This window comes from Solemya velum gill symbiont (assembly GCF_002020255.1).
In the GTDB taxonomy this organism is placed as follows: Bacteria; Pseudomonadota; Gammaproteobacteria; order Chromatiales; family Chromatiaceae.
In genome coordinates this window covers 45,629-66,009 of record NZ_MPQG01000005.1, presented here as the reverse complement: position 1 = coordinate 66,009, position 20,381 = coordinate 45,629, and the positions used below count along the sequence as shown (strand labels likewise).

General features: G+C 49.2%; 20 protein-coding genes and 2 tRNA genes. 7 read left to right on the top strand and 15 right to left on the bottom strand.

Annotation, left to right across the window (positions count from 1 at the left end; genetic code table 11):
• Window positions 1-64: 64 nt before the first annotated feature.
• From BOW06_RS05575 to queA, 5 genes are all read right to left on the bottom strand, one after another.
• On the bottom strand, window positions 65-820 hold the full coding sequence (locus BOW06_RS05575) for a hypothetical protein (protein ID WP_078453248.1): 756 nt from the start codon (window positions 818-820) through the stop codon (window positions 65-67).
• 290 nt (window positions 821-1,110) lie between these two features.
• Window positions 1,111-1,581, bottom strand: a complete 471-nt coding sequence (locus BOW06_RS05570; RefSeq protein ID WP_043115553.1) for an aminoacyl-tRNA deacylase — start codon at window positions 1,579-1,581, stop codon at window positions 1,111-1,113.
• A gap of 200 nt (window positions 1,582-1,781) precedes the next feature.
• Window positions 1,782-1,858: transfer RNA gene (locus BOW06_RS05565), tRNA-Val, on the bottom strand.
• Between the two features lie 84 nt (window positions 1,859-1,942).
• Window positions 1,943-3,041 (bottom strand): peptide chain release factor 2 gene (gene prfB, locus BOW06_RS05560; RefSeq protein ID WP_143555797.1). Its coding sequence is split into 2 segments (ribosomal slippage): window positions 1,943-2,965 and window positions 2,967-3,041, totalling 1,098 coding nucleotides; the frame shifts between segments, so codons are not numbered across the junction.
• Between the two features lie 81 nt (window positions 3,042-3,122).
• Window positions 3,123-4,139 (bottom strand): tRNA preQ1(34) S-adenosylmethionine ribosyltransferase-isomerase QueA, encoded by a 1,017-nt coding sequence (queA, locus tag BOW06_RS05555; protein WP_078453246.1) that lies wholly within the window; start codon window positions 4,137-4,139, stop codon window positions 3,123-3,125.
• Window positions 4,140-4,223: 84 nt separating this feature from the next.
• Here queA and BOW06_RS05550 point away from each other — a divergent pair.
• From BOW06_RS05550 to trhA, 3 genes are all read left to right on the top strand, one after another.
• Window positions 4,224-4,310, top strand: a tRNA-Leu gene (locus BOW06_RS05550).
• 250 nt (window positions 4,311-4,560) lie between these two features.
• Complete coding sequence (locus BOW06_RS05545; protein WP_143556055.1) at window positions 4,561-5,175, top strand: hypothetical protein; 615 nt, start codon at window positions 4,561-4,563, stop codon at window positions 5,173-5,175.
• Window positions 5,176-5,256: 81 nt separating this feature from the next.
• The gene (gene trhA / locus BOW06_RS05540) at window positions 5,257-5,901 is read left to right on the top strand and encodes a PAQR family membrane homeostasis protein TrhA (protein ID WP_043115550.1); all 645 of its coding nucleotides are present in this window, start codon (window positions 5,257-5,259) and stop codon (window positions 5,899-5,901) included.
• Window positions 5,902-5,972: 71 nt separating this feature from the next.
• Here the strand turns inward: trhA and ada are convergent, their stop codons facing one another.
• Window positions 5,973-7,037, bottom strand: coding sequence for a bifunctional DNA-binding transcriptional regulator/O6-methylguanine-DNA methyltransferase Ada (ada, locus tag BOW06_RS05535; protein ID WP_078453244.1), 1,065 nt, complete (start codon window positions 7,035-7,037; stop codon window positions 5,973-5,975).
• Between the two features lie 231 nt (window positions 7,038-7,268).
• Here ada and BOW06_RS05530 point away from each other — a divergent pair, with 231 nt between their 5' ends.
• The 3 genes from BOW06_RS05530 (at window position 7,269) to BOW06_RS05520 (ending at window position 12,515) form a co-directional block, all read left to right on the top strand.
• Window positions 7,269-8,174 (top strand): DMT family transporter, encoded by a 906-nt coding sequence (locus BOW06_RS05530; RefSeq protein ID WP_043115548.1) that lies wholly within the window; start codon window positions 7,269-7,271, stop codon window positions 8,172-8,174.
• A 237-nt stretch (window positions 8,175-8,411) separates the two neighbouring features.
• Window positions 8,412-9,422 carry an efflux RND transporter periplasmic adaptor subunit gene (locus BOW06_RS05525; RefSeq protein ID WP_043115545.1) on the top strand — a complete coding sequence of 337 codons (1,011 nt, stop codon included), beginning with the start codon at window positions 8,412-8,414 and terminating at the stop codon, window positions 9,420-9,422.
• 3 nt (window positions 9,423-9,425) lie between these two features.
• Window positions 9,426-12,515 (top strand): efflux RND transporter permease subunit, encoded by a 3,090-nt coding sequence (locus BOW06_RS05520; RefSeq protein WP_043115544.1) that lies wholly within the window; start codon window positions 9,426-9,428, stop codon window positions 12,513-12,515.
• Here BOW06_RS05520 and BOW06_RS05515 read toward each other — a convergent pair whose 3' ends face one another.
• Both BOW06_RS05515 and msrB read right to left on the bottom strand, forming a co-directional pair.
• Window positions 12,516-13,244, bottom strand: coding sequence for a DUF1223 domain-containing protein (locus BOW06_RS05515; protein ID WP_179115412.1), 729 nt, complete (start codon window positions 13,242-13,244; stop codon window positions 12,516-12,518). It lies immediately after the preceding gene.
• A gap of 2 nt (window positions 13,245-13,246) precedes the next feature.
• On the bottom strand, window positions 13,247-13,840 hold the full coding sequence (gene msrB, locus BOW06_RS05510; RefSeq protein ID WP_143556054.1) for a peptide-methionine (R)-S-oxide reductase MsrB: 594 nt from the start codon (window positions 13,838-13,840) through the stop codon (window positions 13,247-13,249).
• A gap of 118 nt (window positions 13,841-13,958) precedes the next feature.
• Here msrB and msrA point away from each other — a divergent pair, with 118 nt between their 5' ends.
• The gene (gene msrA / locus BOW06_RS05505; protein ID WP_230209661.1) at window positions 13,959-14,522 is read left to right on the top strand and encodes a peptide-methionine (S)-S-oxide reductase MsrA; all 564 of its coding nucleotides are present in this window, start codon (window positions 13,959-13,961) and stop codon (window positions 14,520-14,522) included.
• 54 nt (window positions 14,523-14,576) lie between these two features.
• Here the strand turns inward: msrA and BOW06_RS05500 are convergent, their stop codons facing one another.
• The 7 genes from BOW06_RS05500 to sixA all read right to left on the bottom strand — a co-directional run bounded on the left by BOW06_RS05500 (window position 14,577) and on the right by sixA (window position 20,371).
• Entirely contained in the window at window positions 14,577-14,999 is a 423-nt protein-coding gene (locus tag BOW06_RS05500) for an ABC-type transport auxiliary lipoprotein family protein (RefSeq protein ID WP_179115164.1), read from the bottom strand.
• Between the two features lie 238 nt (window positions 15,000-15,237).
• Entirely contained in the window at window positions 15,238-16,236 is a 999-nt protein-coding gene (locus tag BOW06_RS05495; protein ID WP_078453240.1) for an MlaD family protein, read from the bottom strand.
• Between the two features lie 43 nt (window positions 16,237-16,279).
• Window positions 16,280-17,077, bottom strand: coding sequence for an ABC transporter ATP-binding protein (locus tag BOW06_RS05490; protein ID WP_078453239.1), 798 nt, complete (start codon window positions 17,075-17,077; stop codon window positions 16,280-16,282).
• Between the two features lie 5 nt (window positions 17,078-17,082).
• Window positions 17,083-17,871: an MlaE family ABC transporter permease gene (locus tag BOW06_RS05485; RefSeq protein WP_052131964.1), complete on the bottom strand. Its 789-nt coding sequence runs from the start codon at window positions 17,869-17,871 to the stop codon at window positions 17,083-17,085.
• A gap of 10 nt (window positions 17,872-17,881) precedes the next feature.
• Window positions 17,882-18,208, bottom strand: a complete 327-nt coding sequence (locus tag BOW06_RS05480; RefSeq protein ID WP_052131963.1) for an STAS domain-containing protein — start codon at window positions 18,206-18,208, stop codon at window positions 17,882-17,884.
• Window positions 18,205-19,896 (bottom strand): ATP-binding SpoIIE family protein phosphatase, encoded by a 1,692-nt coding sequence (locus BOW06_RS05475; RefSeq protein ID WP_078454484.1) that lies wholly within the window; start codon window positions 19,894-19,896, stop codon window positions 18,205-18,207. Before BOW06_RS05475 ends, BOW06_RS05480 begins: the two co-directional genes overlap by 4 nt.
• Window positions 19,897-19,909: 13 nt before the next feature.
• The gene (gene sixA, locus BOW06_RS05470; protein WP_043115535.1) at window positions 19,910-20,371 is read right to left on the bottom strand and encodes a phosphohistidine phosphatase SixA; all 462 of its coding nucleotides are present in this window, start codon (window positions 20,369-20,371) and stop codon (window positions 19,910-19,912) included.
• Window positions 20,372-20,381 lie beyond the last annotated feature (10 nt).

Here is a 20,381-nt window from a genome sequence, read left to right as displayed (position 1 = left end):
GGACATTCAGATTCACATCACCATGGCTGAGAACAGGCATAGATTGTCTACAATTGTTCATACTTTAAGAATTTTCTCTCTCAATAGCCTGAGCTTGTGCATTAGCTTTTAATATATCAAGCGCCACTGCTATAGTCGCTAAACTGATAAACATTTCAAAAACCTGCCCAACATTGAAAAGCGCATAATCGATAAATATAAACATGATGGCGTGCACAACAAAAAATAACATAAATCCTGTTGATGGCGATGGCATTGCGTTGATTATTGAAAATCCTGATATCCACCTTTTTATTGCTGGAAGAAAAACCCAAAAAAATGCCAGTACAAGATAAAATAACGGCGTTAGTAAATTACCCAAGTTTTTTAAATAGGCGTCCATGACACCGTCTTTCTCCAAACTCAGTAAATTAGAAAGATTAATATTGTGCAGGTTTGTTTCTTTTTGCGCATTGATTTTTATTATTTCCAAATCATGTGAGTAATCAAACAAGTGATCGCCCCAACTTATTTCCTCACCAAATGCAAAAAAACTAAGCAGCATATAAAACGCAAACCAATAGGCTTTTTTCCCCAAGCCCTCTAATTTAACTTGCTTTCTTAGAAGGTTAAAAAAGAGGTATGTTGCAATAACCCAAGCAACTGCGGATAAGATTTCAAAAAATGAACTTTCATCATTGGTGAGCATTTCGGTATGAATAAAGGTATTGAGGTACTGGTTTGATACCCATTCGTATTGATCAAGCACACACGCGACATAAATCAATACAATGAAAGCAATGATAATCTTGATATGGTCGAGATTAACGATGAATCGCACAGTAGGAGTCACGCCAATAACCAGAATTTATTGAAACCGCAAGTTTATCACTACGCGTTGATTTAGGGATAGGAATGTGCTTTTAGCAGGCGCGGTACCTTGCGCCAGCAGCAGGCCCTTACCACCCTGCTACGGCTCGCCTGGGGTGGGGTCAAATGTCCGGAGTTGGCCGATAGCAGACCTTCGTGTGATTGAATCGGTTTAGCCCGGCTAAATGACCGCTTCCGACCCACAGCGGACATTAACCAAGGCAACGATATGACAGTTGCGACTGTTTAATGAGCCAAATGTTATACATGACTGCTGATGTCTAAATGAATAGCATCACCCATGAGCTTTCCGAAATCATCTCGTTGCATATGAATAAGATGCTCATGGTCTCCGGCTTCAAAATAGATCTCTGGCTGAGATAACAAGGCTTCATCAACGATCGTATCAATGTCATACAACAGACCAGTCGGTGGAATCGCTCCCACTTGGCAATCACTGAATACCTGAGCCACCTCTTCTTCGGTTGCCAGGCCAACATGGCGGTCTAATTTTCTGTGTAATTGACCTAAATCCAGCATATGCGTCGCTGGCAACACAACAAGCATGTAATTATCACCATCTTTCAGAAGTACTGATTTTGCGACAATATCTCCAGGTAAATGCGCGGCTTCTGCGTTACGCATACCGGTCTCGGCATGTTCATGAGCATTAATGTCATAGCTCAAAGAGTTTGAATCAAGAAACTCTTCTAGGCGAGTAGCTATAGCCATGAGACTACCTCCTTTTCAAAAAGTGCGCTTCTAACTTCAACATAGACCAACGAACGTCAGTTAGCTAGCAACTGCCGGTAATGAATGCCCGCTTCTGGCCGAAAGCAGACATTCGCTCCTTCTTAGTTTCTTGTTAACCTGATTGTTAACCTCAGGCAATAAAAAAGCACCTACGATTTCTCATAAGTGCTTGATTATATTGGTAGGCGCGAGTGGATTCGAACCACCGACCCCCACCATGTCAAGGTGGTGCTCTAACCAACTGAGCTACGCGCCTGGAGTCGATATCAGTAGCTTTGGCTACTGAGGAAAGATGCGCATTTTAGCCGCCAAAGGGGCGAATGACAAGCTCCAAATGTGCTTATAAGCCACTTTTCAGGCTCGCCTCGATAAATTGGTCGAGCGCGCCGTCAAGAACAGCACCTGTATTGCCCGTCTCAACATTTGTACGCAGATCCTTGATACGCGACTGATCGAGTACATAAGAACGGATCTGGCTGCCCCAACCGATGTCGGATTTGGTCTCTTCAAGAGCCTGCTGGGATTCGCTTCGCTTCTGCATCTCAAGCTCATAGAGCTTCGCCTTGAGCTGCTTCATCGCCTGATCCTTGTTCTGATGCTGCGACCGTCCATTCTGACACTGAACGACTACGCCAGAGGGATTATGCGTGATACGCACAGCCGATTCTGTCTTGTTTACATGTTGTCCACCAGCGCCGGAAGCCCTGTAGACATCGATGCGCAGGTCACTTGGGTCAATCTCCACCTCGAATGAATCATCGATCTCGGGAGAGACAAATACTGATGAGAAGGATGTGTGGCGACGGTTGCCTGAATCAAATGGTGACTTGCGTACCAGGCGGTGTACACCAATCTCGGTTCGCAGCCAGCCAAAAGCATAGGGGCCGTCAACTTTTACGGTTGCCGACTTTATGCCTGCAACATCGCCGGCACTCGCTTCCATCAATTCCGTCTTGAATCCGTGCGATTCAGCCCAACGCAGATACATACGCAGCAACATCTCGGCCCAGTCCTGCGCCTCGGTGCCACCGGAACCCGCCTGTATATCAAGGAAAGCGTTATTGGCATCCATTTCACCAGAGAACATACGCTGGAATTCGAGATCGGCAACTTTTTTGTCGCAAGTCTCGACATCAGAGGCGATCACATCGACAGTCTCCTCATCACCCTCCTCTACTGCCATTTCCAGCAGGTCACCGGCATCTGCGATGATCGCATCAATCGAATCAATATTTTCTACTACGCCCTCAAGCAGTGCTCGCTCCTTACCTAGCGCTTGCGCATGCTCCGGGTCGTTCCAGACATCCGGGTCTTCGAGTTCCCGCATGACTTCATCGAGTTTTTCACGTTTGCCATCATAGTCAAAGATACCCCCTGAGCGATACGAGTCGCGTCTTGATATCGTTGATGGAATTGGTAATTGGATTGATGTCCTGCATTGTGTACCCCGCTCGTATAAGAGCACCATTTTAATTGATAGAGAAAACGATGTAAAAACAGATGGTTGCTATTTCAGTTCGTCATGGCGAAATCAGCATTGCATCACCATAGCTGAAAAAGCGATAGCGTTGATCGATCGCATGCTGATAGGCGTGCCGAATATTATCGACTCCACCCAGTGCACTGACCAGCATCAGAAGTGTCGACTCCGACAAGTGAAAATTCGTTACCAGTGCATCGATTACGTTGAACTGGTAGCCAGGCGTAATAAAGAGCTCGGTGTCACCCACGTAAGGCTTTAATTGACCACTGGTTGCAGCCGACTCCAAGGCACGCACACTGGTTGTTCCAACTGCTACAACACGTCTACCTTCCTCCTTGCACGCCCTCACCTGTTCACAGGTCAACTCAGCCACCTCGAGCCACTCGCTGTGCATGACATGATCGGACAGGTTATCGACTCGTACCGGCTGAAAGGTGCCGGCACCAACATGCAAGGTAACACGTGCAGAATGAATCCCTTTCGCATCTAGACGTTCAAGCAGTTCATGTGTGAAATGCAAACCGGCTGTGGGCGCAGCAACAGCACCCACTTTCTCACCGTAGACAGTCTGGTATCGCTCCAGGTCTTCAACCTCATCATCACGTTCGATGTAGGGCGGCAAGGGTACGTGACCCTTGTTTTCCATCAGGCTGGCAAACCCCGGGTGCGTACAAGTGAGTTCGAAGAGATCACCCTCACGCCCGCGCACCTCGATAATACCGTCATCGATCAGGAGTCGTGTGCCCGGTTTCGGGGACTTGCTTGCCCTGACATGTGCCAGTGCGTATGAATCATCCAGCAGGCGCTCCACGAGAATCTCAACCTGCCCCCCCGTCTCCTTGACACCATGCAGGCGTGCTTTCATGACACGCGTATCGTTGAATACCAGCAGATCACCCTCGTCGAGCATATCGGGCAAATCACTGAAGTGCTTGTCATCAACCGTCCCATTCGACGAATTCAGACTCAGCAAGCGGCTGTCTCCACGTTTTTCCGGCGGAAACTGGGCAATCAACTCCTCTGGTAGTTCAAATTGGAAATCTGTTCGTTTCATAGCGGCAATATCATATCACGCAAGGCCGTGATCTCCCTTACAGAAATGACTTTTTCAGGTATACTACGCCGCTTCAGCACTTTTGCCGGGGTGGTGGAATTGGTAGACACAGGGGATTCAAAATCCCCCGGCTTCACGGCCTTGTCGGTTCGAGTCCGACCCTCGGTACCATCTTTAAAGTCAAAGGGTTAGCTATTCTGTAGCTAACCCTTTTTCTTTCCCACGTTCTTTCCCTGGAACCGCAGAATACGATTGAACCATATTCAGCCCGGTATCGCTCAATACGCCACCATACCCCCCTTCCAGCTACGAGTTAAATCACCGTTTTCCCAGGTAGTGGGTGATGAACGGATCAGCATCGCAACTTGAATAACATATACTGTGAATAAGATTTGTATGAATCCAGATTGGGATACCGGCAATGAAAGTTATTCTGTGGCTGATTATGATCGCAATACCTTCTATTGGCGTATGCGATGACCGGGTAAGAACAGAGTCGATTGCCACATTTAATACAAATTGTGCACGATGCCACGAAGGTGAATGCAGCGGAAGAATGACCTTCCATATGTCGAAGGATGTTGCCGATCAGCATATCCAAAGGCATACCGGCAAATTATCTCAAGAGATCTATCAAGAGCTACACGAACTCCTGCACTACATGAAAGTGGAATGTAGTTATTATCCACTTGATTTGGCACTCTCTGATGACGGATTCTGGAGTGAAAACCAGCTATCTCCTCTTCGCTCACATACCGGCAAAGCTTATTTCATCCCTTTAGGTACTCTTCAGCCGAATTCATACAACTTATCATTCAGCGAGCCACATGACAGCGCCAGACTTTGTGTAGAAATTATTAACGATGAGTTTGATTTCATCGAAAAAATGACATTGAAAAGCGATGATGATAATACGGTACTGAATTACCAGGTTGATGAAAGTGGTAAATACTATTTACGCATATCAGCACAGATTTCATTTAATATCAATAATATAGAGATTAATCTTAAGGATAATACTTCATTAACTGACTAGTGTCCGATTTGGTTTACCAGCGGAAGCGGGCACCACTTATTTGTGCAATAATTTAATATCAGCGTTGATACAGGATTGGTCATGCCAAATTCTTATAGCATTGCAGAAGAAGTTGCTCACTCAATAACGCATGGGCTGGGAGTGCTGCTCAGCATCAGTGGACTAGCGGTTCTGGTTGCCTTTTCCTCCCTGAACGGGGATGCGTGGCATATCGCAAGCACAAGCATTTATGGCGCAACTTTGATATTGCTCTATACAGCTTCGACTCTCTATCACAGCATTACCCATGAGAAAGCAAAAGAGATTCTACAGCGCCTTGATCATGCTGCGATATTTCTACTGATAGCAGGCACATATACGCCCTTCACCCTGGTTAACTTGCGTGGCGAATGGGGTTGGACTCTGTTCGGATTAGTCTGGGCTGTTGCAATCGCCGGCGTTGTGCTCGAAGTTCTGGTCAAAAAGCGCATGAAGCGCCTCTCAATCACTCTTTACCTGGGGCTTGGCTGGATTGTCATCGTTGCAATAAAGCCCATGATCGCCTCTATTGAAACAGGTGGACTGATTTTATTACTCGCTGGTGGACTCTGCTATTCGTTTGGCGTGATTTTTTATCTATGGAAGAGTCTGACATACCATCATGCTATCTGGCATCTCTTCGTTCTTGCTGGAAGTGTGCTGCATTTCTTTTCAGTTCTTTTCTATGTGATTCCACCCGGCATCTAGCGACACACTTACTGGATTATTATTGTCTGCATATAGACATTGAAAAGCCGTTACATAACCACTCAAGTTAACTAACCTCTACGTCGTTTTCGTTCCGAATCAAGCAGTGCTCGCTTGCGTTCCATCCCCCAACGCCAACCACCGTGACCTCCATCTCCTCTTATTACACGGTGACAAGGTATAAGCACACCAACGCGATTCGCAGCACAAGCAGATGCGACGGCACGGAAGGCTTTGGGCTTGCCTATCTGTGCCGCCACTTCACTATAACTAAGGACATCCCCTTCACGTATGCCAAGAAGGAATTGCCAAACCCGCATTTGAAATGCAGTTCCACGGAGATCAAGAGGCAGGTCTGGCCTCGGAGTCCCTTGGCTGATGTTCATACCGAGGAGATTCATCCAGGCATCAAGTTCAGGCGAGTTTTGAGAGGATGATGCTTCGAATTCCGCTTTCGGGAACTCCTCTTGCAGTTTTGTCAGAAGAGTCTCTTCATTTTCTCCAAATTGCACAGAACAGATCCCCTTGACTGTAGCGGCCATTAACATCAACCCTAGTGCTGTCTCCCGGCAGGCATAGGTAATGGTCTCACCACTACCGCCAGCTCTATAAGCTTTCGGTGTCATACCTATATTACGTGTCGCTTCACCATAGACTCGACTGATGGAACCGAAGCCGGATGAGTATATTGCGTCGGTAACAGTGGCGCCTTCTTTCAGTGATTTTTTGAATTTCCGCATACGAATCGCATCTTGATAGGCTTTAGGGGAAACCCCAAAAGCCTGTTTGAATATTCGCTGGAGTCGTGAGGGTGAAAGCTCTGCCTGATCTGCTAATTGTGCAAGTGTCAGGCGTTCTTCAGCGTGAGATTCTATATATCGGGCAATATCTACAAGCCTGGTTAGTTGTGGGTTGTCTGCCGTTGGCCGACATCTTTTACATGGCCTGAAACCTGCAACAATCGCAGACTCGGCACTTGGAAAGAAACGCAGATTCTCAGGCAGAGCCGGGCGGGAGGTACAGGAAGGCTTGCAGAAAACCCCGGTAGTAATGACTCCGTAGAAAAAACCCCCGTCACTGGCTTTGTCCCGTGTTGATACTGCTGTCCGCATCTCTTCTTCAGATGGCATTGACATCTCTTTTCTCCAACGACTACAGATTGATTCTATATGATCGTATTGACTGCTGTATTTCCATCCGTTTCTTGCCGGGTAATTTCAAAGTGGTGCTCATGCTTCAAGATAATCCAGACACATCAGGAGTGTAAATCTCCTATTTACGAATTAGACAGCAAAAATCAGATGGTTTCAGATACAGGGAGTGGCTATATTGAACCTGAAATGGCCTGACGCAAGCGTGCGAACACAATGAAATCATCTATCAATACTTCCATGGGGGGCTTTGAATGGGCCATGCTCCTCATATTATCGGTTCTGTGGGGCGGGTCATTTTTCTTTATCGGTGTGGCTGTCGCTGATCTTCCACCTCTGACGATTGTCACCCTGAGGGTTGGCCTGGCAGCAATCGCATTGTGGGGTATTGCACTCTTCATGGGACTTCGCCCCCCGAAAAGTAAAGCTGTTTGGACCGCTTTCCTGGGAATGGGATTGCTGAACAATGTTATTCCGTTTGTCCTTATTGTCTGGGGGCAAACACATATCGCATCTGGCCTGGCATCCATCTTGAATGCAACAACGCCCTTATTCACTGTTGTCGTTGCAGGGATGCTGTTACCTGACGAACGTGCCACGCCATTGAAGTTTGCAGGTGTTGCAGTCGGTTTTATCGGTGTCGTTGTGATGATCGGGCTACCAGCGATAGGTAAAGGTGATAACACACTTGCACAAGTGGCAATAATCGCAGCTGCCTTATCTTATGCATTTGCAGGTGTATATGGCCGCCGGTTTAAAGCTATGGCGATTAATCCGATTGTGACGGCAGCTGGCCAGGTCACTGCATCGGCACTCGTCATGGCTCCAATTGCACTGACTATAGACGGCCCCCTTGACATTACCGCCCCCGGTATGGGGACATGGGCAGCTATCGTTGGGCTTGCTATTCTGTCTACGGCAGTCGCTTACGTTCTCTATTTCAAAATACTTGAATCTGCAGGCGCAACTAACTTGCTGTTGGTCACCCTGCTAATACCTGTTTCGGCGATTCTACTCGGCTCACTCTTTCTTGATGAAAGCCTGGAGGCTGTCCATTACATAGGGATGGTATTAATTGCGTTGGGGCTGTCCGCTATCGACGGAAGAGTCTGGAAGCGGTGAGAAAAGTCAGCTGGTTAAGTTTTGAGATATCGCTCCTACTTCTGTGAGCCTCATTCACATCTATTGTCAGTATACCCCTTTCATTTTCGGGGAATGGTTTCCAGATAAGGAAGCTTTCTATACTGCAGTACAATATAATTACAGTAGTTAGGGGTACGACCAGATTGAAATCAACGTCCAGTGTGCTTTTGACTGGATTAATATCAGCATACATAACGAAATGGGAATAGATCTGTCATGAGACAAATAACACTGCTCGTTCTTATGATGTTAGCCACCCCACTGGTTCATGCCGAAGCTGTGCCAGTCAGGGCAATGCAACTCGATAAGCTTTTACGAGTGTCAGAATTCAGTGTTCCTGCTACTACCCTCTCGCTCAATGCCCCGGAGATTCCCGCTGAAATAACCGGACGAGTTGAACGCATTCCTGTCCAGGTGGGAGATCAAGTAAAAAAAGGCGATCAGCTAGTCATTCTTGACTGCCGTGATCACAAATCCCGGCTTGAGTCGGCAAAAGCGATTTTACGTAAAAATGAGGCGCTGCGCTCATTTGCATCTACACAACTGGAACGTGCCAGCGGGCTGAAAAACACCAGGAGTATCAGTGAGGAAGTTCTTGAGCAGCGCAATGCTGACCTGCTCGCAGCAACGGCTGATCATCAAAATCAGCTGGAACAGGTGAGACAGGCAGAGATCAATGTTGAACGCTGCATTATCAAAGCGCCTGTTCATGCGGTCGTTGTAAAACGTCTGGCAAATGTCGGTGAACTCGCAAATCCTGGCTCGCCATTGGTGAACCTGGTGCAACTGGACCACTCAGAAGTAAGTGCCGAACTTCGTTCTGCTGATGCAGTCAGCCTGCAACAGGCAAAAGCTGTTGATTTCCACCATGCAGGTAATAGTTACCCGCTGGAGCTGCGTACTATCATCCCGATCTATGATAATAAAACCCGAACGCAAGAGGCTCGCCTTGTCTTTAAAGATATATCTGCTTCTCCGGGAACGACAGGACGCCTTGTCTGGCAAGGTGGCGCAAATCAACTCCCTGCAAATTATCTTGTACGACGAAATGGTCTTCTGGGTGTTTTTCTTGTGGATAATAGCACTGCCAGGTTCCATGCATTGCCCAATGCGCAGGAGGGGCAGCCAGCCGAGTTCAATGCCTCCCCTGAACAACTGATTGTGACCGAGGGCCGTCAGAGATTACAGGACGGCGATAACATCGAGGTCCTCGTGGAGGAGAATTAAGTCGTGGGTGCATTCTACCGGTCACTCCTGCAAAACCATGTTCTTGCCAACCTGGTTTTTGTGCTTGTACTGGTCATTGGCCTGCTCTCTTATATGAACCTGCCGCGCCAGCAAGATCCGACGATCAACTTTAACTGGATCGTCATTACCACTGTACTTCCCGGCGCATCGGCACTGGATGTCGAAAAAAAGGTCACGGACCCGATTGAAGACGCAGTTCGTAAAATCCAGAACATCAACTTCATGTCCTCCACAAGCAGAGAGTCGGTTTCCAGTATCCTTGTACGATTTCAGGATATTGATGAACGCACCTTCGATAAAAGCGTTGCTGACTTAAGGCGCGAAATCCAGAACAAGGAGAGTGAACTGCCAGACGCAGCAGAAGACCCCCAGATACTGGAAATCACCACTGCTAATGCCTTCCCTTCTGCGACAGTTGCTGTTGTCGGTCAATCTCTTGATGAAGAGCTACGCATCCAGGCACGCAATATCCAGAAAGGGCTTGAGAGGGTCAAGGGAGTTGATCGTGTCGATCCAATTGGACTGCCAGAACCTGAATTACAGGTCAATTTTGATACTGCCTTGCTGGAAGAGTTGAACCTGTCACCCGGACAGGTAGCAGATACTGTCTCCGCATTTTTTCAGGATATCGCAGCCGGCGACACACGTCTTGGGGAACAGAACTGGCTGGTGCGACTGGTCGGTTCAAGTAACGACCCAGGTCAGCTTGCATCACGCACAATCGTCGGAGCACAGGGCGAAGTCACACTCGGCACCGTTGCACGGGTTGAACGTGGCCGTGCTGAGCCCTCCCAATTAACCAGTTTCAATGAACGTCCGGCAGTTCTTCTGGCAGTGATGAAGCAGGCAAATGCCAACACGATAGAGCTTGTCGATCGTATCAAGGCCTATATGCAAGGCAGGAACATCTATTCAGACCAGACCGGTATAGAGCTGATTCTTGTCGATGACCAGACTGTTGTCACCAAGAGTGCTATTTCACTGATGCAGAGAAATGCCCTGATCGGACTTGTTCTCGTTTTGATTGTTGCCTGGTTCTTTCTCGGTTCACGCATTGCACTTCTGACTGCAATCGGCATCCCTTTTATACTTGCAGGTACCTTCTGGATACTGTCGGGGGTTGGTGAAACCCTGAATGTCATGGTTCTGCTTGGCGTTGTCATCGTGCTCGGTATGCTTGTGGATGATGCCGTTGTTGTCGTTGAGGGCATCTATTACCGCGTGAGGCATGGCATGAAACCCATGGAGGCCTCCATGGAAGCACTCAACGAAGTGGCTGCTCCTGTGACAGCTGCCGTGTTCACAACCATAGCTGCATTCGGGCCATTGATTCTGTTACCGGGAATCCTCGGGGACTTTATGAGAGTCGTTCCGATTGTTGTCGTTGTTGCACTCTCCCTTTCATTAATCGAGGCCTTCTGGATGCTGCCAGCCCATGTTACTGCAGCGAAAGTCAGCTTCGAGAAGCCCTCAAGAATCCATAAGTACCGGGTCAAACTGACTCACGCAATTCAAATTAAATATGTACGTCTGCTGGTAAAGTTTCTGCGTCACCGCTGGCTGACATTCTCATTTGTCATACTGCTGTTTGTCAGCGCCTTCGGAGCCATGGCTGCCGGCATGGTGCGTATGGATTTCTTCGCTGCTGACACCATACGCCTCTTCTATGTCAACGTTGAAATGCCACCTGAAACCACCTTGCATTCCACATTGAAGAAAGTAGAAGAGATTGAAAGAAAGGTTCAATCACATTTGCGTGATGGAGAGGCGCGTGCTGTTCTGAGTTATTCGGGGAATATGTTCACAGAAACTGCACCACGGTTGGGAGAGCACGTCGGCCAGATCATGGTCGGTTTGAATCCGAAAACACCGGATCTGAGAACTGTAGAAGCAATGATTGAGGAGATGCGTAGTGACATCATGGCAACACCCGGTCCGGTACAAATCTCTTTTTTGAGGCTGGCTGGCGGCCCGCCGACCGAAAAACCGATCAGCATCAAGGTGCGTGGTGATTCCTACCCCGAGATACGGGAGGCAGCAGATGCATTACGAGACCTGTTGTCCGGCATTGAAGGTGTTAAGGATATCGATGATGATGCAAGTAAAGGCCGCAGCGAACTCATCCTCTCACTCGACGAAGACGCCATTAATCGCACCGGAATTAACCCGCTGGAAGTGACCCGTACAATCCAGTTACTGGTTGATGGATTGGTGGTGACAGATATGCGCGATGCCGGTGAGAAGGTGGACATACGGGTAAAAGGATCCGATCGCAATATTAAGAATATCAATGAATTGCTCCAGTTCCGACTGCCGTTAGCTGATGGTGGCAGTGTACCGCTTATCGAGTTGGTCAAAGAGCAGCGGGAAACCGGACTTGGAAACATACGCCATTACAATTTCAGGCGTGCAATTACAGTGGAAGCAGATCTTGAAGAGACGCTTATCGATACGGTCACTGCCAATCAACTGATCCAGAAAGGCTGGAATGATATACAGAATAACTACCCTGACATAGATCTCGATTTTTCAGGTGAACTCGATGACATCTATGAAGCCATGGATTCGATTCTCATCCTGTTCCTGTTTGGCGTCGGAGTCATGTACGCCATTCTTGGAACCCAGTTCAGAAGTTACTGGCAGCCATTCATGATCCTCTCTACCCTTTTCATGGCTTTCACAGGCGTCACCTTTGGCCTGTTGATTTCAGGCAACCCGATGAGCCTCTACACCCTGTATGGCATAGTCGCACTCGCCGGTATCGCTGTTAATGCAGCGATTGTCCTGATATCTGCGGGCAACATGCGCCTCAAGGCGGGAATGAGTGTGCTTCATGCAACCATCTATGCAGCAAGACGGCGTGTTATTCCGATTCTGATCACATCACTGACCACGGTCGCAGGCCTCTTCTCACTGGCGACCGGGCTGGGTGGTAAATCACTCATCTGGGGGCCGGTAGCAACAGCCATTGTCTGGGGACTGGTTTTTTCAACATCGCTGACCCTGGTGATTGTGCCGCTGCTGTATCGTCAATTCATGACGAAAAGTCATCTGCTGCAACCGCCTGAGTAGTTACTGATTCAACCAGCCTCCGGTAGCCTGGACAGGTGCTTGCCTGTTTTCAGTTGCAACCCAGGCAGCAACGCCTCTCTTTCCCCGGGATGCTGTATTCAACCAGGGAAGCTGTATATCCCAGTTTGAGTCATGCGAAAGTTGGCTGGCTTGATCCAGTACAACAAACTCCTCTTTCAGAGTACGGCCTTCATTTTCTCCATCTGTTACCCGCGAACTCAAATCAAAACCGAGTAACACAACAGTTAAACGATAACGCTCATCACTCTTTTCAACAGGAATAAACTTCGCTTGAAGTCTCTGACCATCAATCTTAACTTCCAGATTGCCCGGACTGTTTTCATCTTGCGGTATCTTGCTGTTACGGCGCCAATCTCGCCACTCTTTACCATTTACAACAAAACCGGGCGTGTATACAACCTTGACTCCTTTCTGCTGCTTGTATCGATATTGTCTATTCGAGTTAGACCTGCTGGCATAGGGATCTTTCCAACCGATGTAGTCCCAGTAGTCCACGTGAAAAGAGACGGGTATAAATTTTCTCCACAGGCCGGGCCTGTCGATTAATTGATTAACCCACTTATCGGCAGGTGGACAGCTACTACAGCCCTGGGAAGTAAAGAGTTCCAGTAGAGCGACCTGTTGTTCACCGCTGGAATATGTTTTCTCTGAAGCTTCTGCTTGTGCAAACAGGAAAAGAGCAATCAGTGAAATCAAGATTCGGGACAACTTCATTTCTCAATCGATTCAAACAGGGAAACAAATTCTGGATAGCCTTCATCGATTAAAGCACTCTTGGGTATAAATCGCAGTGAAGCCGAGTTAATACAGTATCGAAGACCGGTAGGATCCGGGCCGTCATTAAAGACGTGACCCAGATGGGAGTCTCCAAATTTTGAGCGTACCTCGGTTCGCCTCATTCCCCACATCCTGTCCGTTTTTTCCACGACATGATTGTTGACCAGGGGACGTGTAAAACTTGGCCATCCGGTTCCTGACTTGAACTTGTCACTGGAGCTAAATAGCGGTTCACCACTGACGATATCCACGTAGATACCCTCTTCTCTGTTATTCCAGTAGATATTATTGAATGGGCGTTCCGTACCTTCGTGCTGTGTCACCTTGTACTGCAAGGGCGTCAGTCGGCTTTTTAACACTTCGTCGGGGGGCTTACTCCATTTCGAATCAGTACCGGCAAGAGGGTTCTCCAGAGCCTGGTTCGTATTCTGATCTTCGGCTGTTGCTGTGTGGCTGCCGGTGAAATACCAGCCGGAAATAATCACAATCGCCAGGCTGAAGATGAGTAATAGATTTCGATCTCTCATGACGTCCATATAAATCCCTGAAAAATGTCTCATTTAATTTTGAGCTCTTCTGCTACAGTAAGTTCATACGAATAACAGTACGGATAAAGGTCTTATTGTGAAACAGGTAATTCTTTTAGTGGCAGGTTTTCTCTGTTGTACAAATGTAGCTGTTGCCGATAAGGCAACATTTGCGGGCGGTTGTTTCTGGTGCATGGAGTCTGACTTTGAAAAAGTGGAAGGTGTAACCGATGTCATCTCAGGCTTCACCGGGGGCACAGTGGACAATCCAACCTATGAAGGTGATCATACGGGACATTATGAGGCAGTTGAGATCACCTATGATCCGGACAAGGTCAGCTACGAACAGTTATTGGAATACTACTGGGTCAGTATCGACCCCTTCGATGCCAAAGGACAGTTTTGCGACAAGGGACATAGCTACCTGAGTGCAATTTTCGTTGCCAATGAAAACGAACGCGCACTGGCTGAAACATCCAGAAAGAGAGTCGTTTCACAATTTCCAGGTAAAACTGTTGTCACACCCATTCTGGATGCATCTACTTTTTATCCCATCAAGGGAAAAGAGAGTTATCACCAGGACTATTACAAAAACAACCCGATCAGATATAAATTCTATCGTTACAGTTGTGGGCGAGACCAACGCCTGAAAGAGATATGGGGCGACAAGGCCAGGCATTGATCAGGTAAGTTACTGGTCCAATGCTGCCTCTTAAGGTGATTTCAGGGGAGTGTGCTACCTCGCCACTCTTCTGATATCAGCCAGTAGTTGCCCATAGATTGACTCCAACGCCCTTGTCATAGCCTCAACCGCATCGTTGACGGTATCGCCCGCCACCTCGACCTCAACGTCGTAGTCCTTGACCAGCAAGGCTTTTCTGCTGTGATTGTGCATAAGCCGAAATTCCATATCCACTGCAACACGCGAACCACTGCCATCCATGATGCGCTCAAAACGGCGCAGCTTGCCTGACAACAAGTGACTCCAGTCTACCTCGCCCCTGTCGTTCACGACTGTGTTTGCTACAGAAGCCTTGCGCAGGTAGACGGCAAGATGGTCCTGTATCAGGCGTGGTGGAGCGTCGGTCCAGAAGTGATAGTGGTAAACGCTGCAATTTGGCAGGTTCAGTTGACTCGCTGTAGAGAATAGCCCGTTCATTGTAAACACCGGCATTCTCGATCGTACCTATCGCCAGTACCCCGCCAAGAGAGGCCCTCCCCGACGATTTTCCCGCCACCTCGGAAAGACGGTAATAGCGATCTTCCGGTACCGGTGAGAGTGAAGAAACACAGGCCGTCAGAAACGATGCCAGCAGCATATATAACAAGACTCTTTTCATTGGTGGCTCCTGTAATTATCCGAAGCGGTGAGTGTCGGAAATCATGTCCGGTTTACCTTAGCGAGCTGCATCACGCGGTGATGTGCCACGGATCAGGTGTCCAGGATTCTGCCGTATCTGGCGGCTGAACTCCGCCAGGTTGCGACTGGTTATATCGAGGTTGTGGGTGATAGCACCGATCGACTGGCTGATTATCTTGATACTCGCCTGCAAATCCTTGATGGTGCGGTTGACATCACCTTTGTTATTCCCGACCAGGTCGCGTGAATCTTCCAGCAACGCATCCAGTTTGCCGCGACTCCCTTGCAGTTGCATGGAAAGCTCCTCAAAGTTCTGGCCGCCCTTTTCCATCGCTTCCAGAAAAGATGAAATCGATTCACGGTTGGCCGTACCAACCACTTCACGCATATCCTGAATTCCCGCCTTCAATTCGGAAGACATGCTTTTCACGTCAGTGACAATATCCACAATGCCCTTGTCCAGGGAGGTACTACCGCTCTTGACCAGGGCAATAATCGCAGGCGTCTCCTCATCGATAATGCGCGAGGTGTTATCAAGGCGGCTGATAATATTGCGAAAATCATCCTTATAGCTCTCGATTTCATCGCCGATGCTATTCAGTGTCTGCATCAGGTCGCGCTTCCTGGTTCCCTGGATTACCAGTTCTGTATTGGGTTCCAGCGCGGTGTTGGATTCACCCCGTTCGATTTCTACCGTTATGGTGGAAAGCAAACCAGATGAGACCTGTCGGAACTTGCTGTCATCCGGTATAGGCCAACTCACCTCGTTCTGCTTGTCAATTTCCAGGTTGACCTTGTAGGTCGTCGTATTCTTTTCGTCGTGCTCCGGAACAATGCTGGCAACGCGCCCGATCTGAAATCCCTCGAAGGTAACCGGGGCTCCACGGGATAGTCCCGTTACGTTGTCGTAACGAACCGTATAGTAGTCAGCATGCCAGACATAACCGGTAATCATGACCAGCATCGCCATGAGACCGATGAGCATGACCAGTACAAAGGAGCCGACTGTTATATAGGAGACATTTTGGTATTTCATTGTTATCGAGTTTCCGTTCCGGCTATTAAATCATAGTAAAAAATCACTCTTCCCGTCCCACCAGGCGCCTGATGTATTCATCGGCATCCAACTGTTCCTCTTCCGGTACCCTGTTCAACAGGTTCTGGATACGCTTGTTATCCGAATTGCGTACCTCATCAACAGTACCACTCATGAGCAGTTTGCCGCGGTCGAGAAATGTAATTCGGTCAGCGATCTTGAAGGCTGATTCGAGTTCGTGGGTCACCACCACGATGGTCATGCCCATGGCAGTCTTCAGCTTCAGGATCAGGTCATCGAGTTCTGCCGATACCACCGGATCAAGACCAGCCGAAGGCTCGTCAAAAAACAGCAGCTTGGGATCCATGATAATTGCCCTGGCTACTGCCGCTCTCTTGATCATACCGCCCGAAAGCTGAGCAGGCATCAAGTTTTCGAAACCTGCCAGGTTGACCACTTCCAACTTCATGCGTGCCATGATCTGCATGGTCTGCTCATTCAGATCCACGTGTTCGCGTAGCGGCAGCATGACATTTTCACCCACGGTCATAGAGTTGAACAGCGCCCCTCCCTGGAAGGCAACCCCCATCTCCTTGCGCATCTGGTACATCTCTTGGCCCGTAAGGGTGGTGATATCCTTACCCAGCAACTTGATTGAGCCGCCATAGGGTTTTTCCAGCCCCAGCAGCTGGCGCAAAAAGGTCGACTTACCAGAACCCGACCCTCCCATGATCACCATCACCTCACCGCGTTCCACGGTGAGATTGACATCCTGCAGAATATCGACGTCGCCATAGCGTACGTGCAGGTTGGATATTTCTATTGCCGGGTCAGTAGCCATGATGATTATTGATTCATGAAGTAGGTAAACAGCATATCGGTCACAAGGATGGCGGCAATAGACATTACCACGGCCCGGGTGGTTGCTCGTCCAACACCCTCGGCACCCCCGCTGACTGAAAAGCCATTGGCTGCACTAATGAGTGAAATCATCACGGCAAAAAGGACGCTCTTGACCAACCCCTGCATCAGGTCTTCCGGATCAAGCACATCAAGGGTGCGCTCCCAGTAGACATCCAGCCCTATTCCCAACTCAGCGGCGCTGTAGAGCCCGCCACCCAGCAACCCGACGAGATCGGCAAAAAAAGTCACCGTGGGAACCATCACCAGCATCGCGAGCAGTGCCGGGGCGAGCAGGTAACGCACCGGGTTGATGCCCATTACCTTGAGGGCATCCAGTTCCTGAGAGATTTTCATTGTACCGATGCGGGCGGCAAAGGCTGAGCCTGAACGGCCGGCGACAAGGATCGCCACAATCAGGGGTGCAAATTCACGTGTGACGGAAAGCGCTATACCCAGTACGACCTGGTTCTGCGCACCAAATGTCTTGAGAGTATGGATTCCCTGGATGGCCAGCATGATGCCAATACTGAAAGAGAGTACTGTTATGATCGGAAGCGCATTGATGCCCACCGACACCATCTCCTTGACCACATGGTTGTTGCGTACCGGTTGACCTATGCGTTTACCCCAGACCAACCAGTAGATGCTCTCGGCAAACAGGGCCGCATGATAGCCCAACTCTTCAATACCGCGTACAGTGCGTCTGCCCAAGCCTTCCAGAAACGTGAGCATGCTGTGGCCGTTAGCCTTGATCTACGGCGTCTTGAACGCTCGTGTAAATAGAAAAAACCTTGTCCAGACGGGCCAACTGTAGGACCATCAATGCAGCCTCGCTGACGCCAATCAATCCAAAACTACGCCCTTTATCCTTGGCTGACTGGTATCCTTCAACCAGGCTTGCCACACCGGAACTGTCGATATATTCGACATTGGACAGATCGACCAGAACATTGCTCTTGGCGAGACCGCCAAGAATGGCATCACGCGCTTCTGGGGAACTGGCGAGATCCACGTCTCCTCCCAAGGCGACGACCTGAAATCCTTCTTGCTCGCTAATTTCACATTTCACAGCAGTTCTATCCTCTTGCGCATTTCCAGCAGATTTCCACTACCAGCAGGTGGTGGCATGAATTCAACGCTGTCCATCAGTTCCCGTATAAAGTGGGTACCCAGACCTCCGGGGCGGATGTCATCAAGATCACGAGGGGTGACCTCGGCAGGGTCCATCGACGGAGCGTTATCCATCAACCGAAACAGCAGACCGTCCCTTTCTTTACATACCTCAAGGGTAATTCTACCCTCTGCTCCCCCTTCGTCAAAGCCGTGTTGCACCACGTTCATCACAGCCTCTCCAACCGCAAGGACCAGCTTCTCCACCAGGGCCTTGTCGATTTCATTCTCGACCAGCACCTCGCGCAGGCCATCCCGCAGTCCCTTGAGATTAGTTGGCAATGCTGAAACCTCTATCTTGGCCAGCACCTGTATGGGCTGATGTTCAACGACCAGCAGGGTTATGTCATCACGAAGTTGCGTATCTGTATCTGTCAGGGGTTCCACCATCGCCTGGATACGTGCCTGTGGATTCAAATTCTGATGTTGCTCAATAGCTGCCTTCACCCCTGCTACACCCAGTGCTTGGCCTTCACTGTCGAAGCCTTCAGTCATTCCATCGGTGAAAAGATAGAGTGCCCCACCCTCCAGCATGATCTCCACTTCTTCAAAAACCAGGTCAGGAAGGATACCGAGGGGCGGAGCATCTGCTGGATAGGCAACATACTCTCCGTCGATGTTTCGGAACAGCGGGGGCTCATGACCCGCATTGGTCATGCACACCTTGCCGCTAGCCGGATCAAAGGTACCGGCAGCCAGGGTGATGAACATACCACGGCTGGCCGTCTCTCTGATTTCATCATTGAGCCGGGCAAAGAGCTTTCCAGGGCTGTGCTCCAGCTTTGCCAGCGCGCGAATCAGGCTGACGGTCTTGGCCATGAAGAGAGCCGCGTGTATCCCTTTTCCAGAAACATCACCCAGGGCAAAGAAGAGACGCCCGTTCGAAAGAGGGAAAAACAGGTAAAGATCACCAGATACTCCACGTGCAGGGATATTCAGGCCGTGGATCGGTGCATCTTGTGGTGGCATCGGCGGTAACAAGGAGTTCTGAATCTCGCGTGCCATCTCCAGCTCCTTGCGTACCTTCTCCTGTTCAACCAGGTCTGCAGCCATACGAGCATTGAGCATCGCCAGGGCCGCAGATGATGCCAGGGCACTAAGAAAACTGCGATCCCTGTCACTGAACAGACCATCGCTGCCCTGCTTGTTGATCAGTTCCAGTGCACCTAGGCGTTCGCCACGAACCGTCAGGGGAGCGCAAAGAATGGAACGGGTCTGAAAGCCTGTATCCTCATCCACTGCCACGTTAAAGCTCTTGCTTTTGGAGACATCACGAATGATCAGGGTGTCGTTTTCCTGTACTGTCTGCCCCACAATGCCCTGTCCTGCCGGTAATCTCAGCCCGGTGATATCAACCGGTCCTTCCGATGCGCGGCATTCAAGAATCTCATCATTATCAACCAGCAAGAAGACAGAACCTGCCTCTGCATCGAGGTATTGCATGGTTTTTCTGAGGGCGGTACGAAGGGTATCGTCAATGTCGAGAGATTCGGCAAAGCTCTGCGCCATGTCGGCCAGCACTTCGATATGAGCCTGGCCGAGGCCGCCAATTTTGTCAGCGAGAAGTTCTTTTTGTTCTTTTTCCATGATTCCGGGCTAATCAGGCGAGAAGCCCGGGATTCAACATCCAGATTATCTGCCAACTATCATGGCTATACTCAAGACAAACGACGCTGCCCGGGTCGTAATCTGTGATATCTCTCTCCATATCCCCTGTAACAAGGTGAGCAACCAGCTTTTCCATAAAGGGAAGGTGGCCAACAACGAGTATATCCTGTTTCGGACCACCTCTTTCCCAGTGAAAAGATGCCGGATCGTCATTTGGATTGATGAAACCACTGGTCTCAACCGGGACACCTGGCGCAATAGACCGGGCCAGTATGCTGGCGGTCTGCTGTGCACGCAATTTACCACTGTGAATCACACGATCGACGCGTACTCCAGCCTTGGTGAGGAAATCAGCCATTTTACTGACATCTTCCTTCCCTTTTCCTGACAGGGGGCGCTCGGGGTCGATCATTTTCCCCACCGCATCACCATGTTGTGCAAGATAGAGCTTCAATTATTATTCT

What these genes read in the sequence shown, in the direction of transcription:
- BOW06_RS05570 (WP_043115553.1), bottom strand. Translation starts at nt 1,581, where the DNA reads ATGGCTATAGCTACTCGCCTAGAAGAGTTTCTTGATTCAAACTCTTTG.
- queA (WP_078453246.1), bottom strand. Translation starts at nt 4,139, where the DNA reads ATGAAACGAACAGATTTCCAATTTGAACTACCAGAGGAGTTGATTGCC.
- BOW06_RS05545 (WP_143556055.1), top strand. Translation starts at nt 4,561, where the DNA reads ATGAAAGTTATTCTGTGGCTGATTATGATCGCAATACCTTCTATTGGC.
- trhA (WP_043115550.1), top strand. Translation starts at nt 5,257, where the DNA reads ATGCCAAATTCTTATAGCATTGCAGAAGAAGTTGCTCACTCAATAACG.
- ada (WP_078453244.1), bottom strand. Translation starts at nt 7,037, where the DNA reads ATGTCAATGCCATCTGAAGAAGAGATGCGGACAGCAGTATCAACACGG.
- BOW06_RS05530 (WP_043115548.1), top strand. Translation starts at nt 7,269, where the DNA reads ATGAAATCATCTATCAATACTTCCATGGGGGGCTTTGAATGGGCCATG.
- BOW06_RS05525 (WP_043115545.1), top strand. Translation starts at nt 8,412, where the DNA reads ATGAGACAAATAACACTGCTCGTTCTTATGATGTTAGCCACCCCACTG.
- msrB (WP_143556054.1), bottom strand. Translation starts at nt 13,840, where the DNA reads ATGAGAGATCGAAATCTATTACTCATCTTCAGCCTGGCGATTGTGATT.
- BOW06_RS05500 (WP_179115164.1), bottom strand. Translation starts at nt 14,999, where the DNA reads ATGAACGGGCTATTCTCTACAGCGAGTCAACTGAACCTGCCAAATTGC.
- BOW06_RS05495 (WP_078453240.1), bottom strand. Translation starts at nt 16,236, where the DNA reads ATGAAATACCAAAATGTCTCCTATATAACAGTCGGCTCCTTTGTACTG.
- BOW06_RS05490 (WP_078453239.1), bottom strand. Translation starts at nt 17,077, where the DNA reads ATGGCTACTGACCCGGCAATAGAAATATCCAACCTGCACGTACGCTAT.
- BOW06_RS05485 (WP_052131964.1), bottom strand. Translation starts at nt 17,871, where the DNA reads ATGCTCACGTTTCTGGAAGGCTTGGGCAGACGCACTGTACGCGGTATT.
- BOW06_RS05475 (WP_078454484.1), bottom strand. Translation starts at nt 19,896, where the DNA reads ATGGAAAAAGAACAAAAAGAACTTCTCGCTGACAAAATTGGCGGCCTC.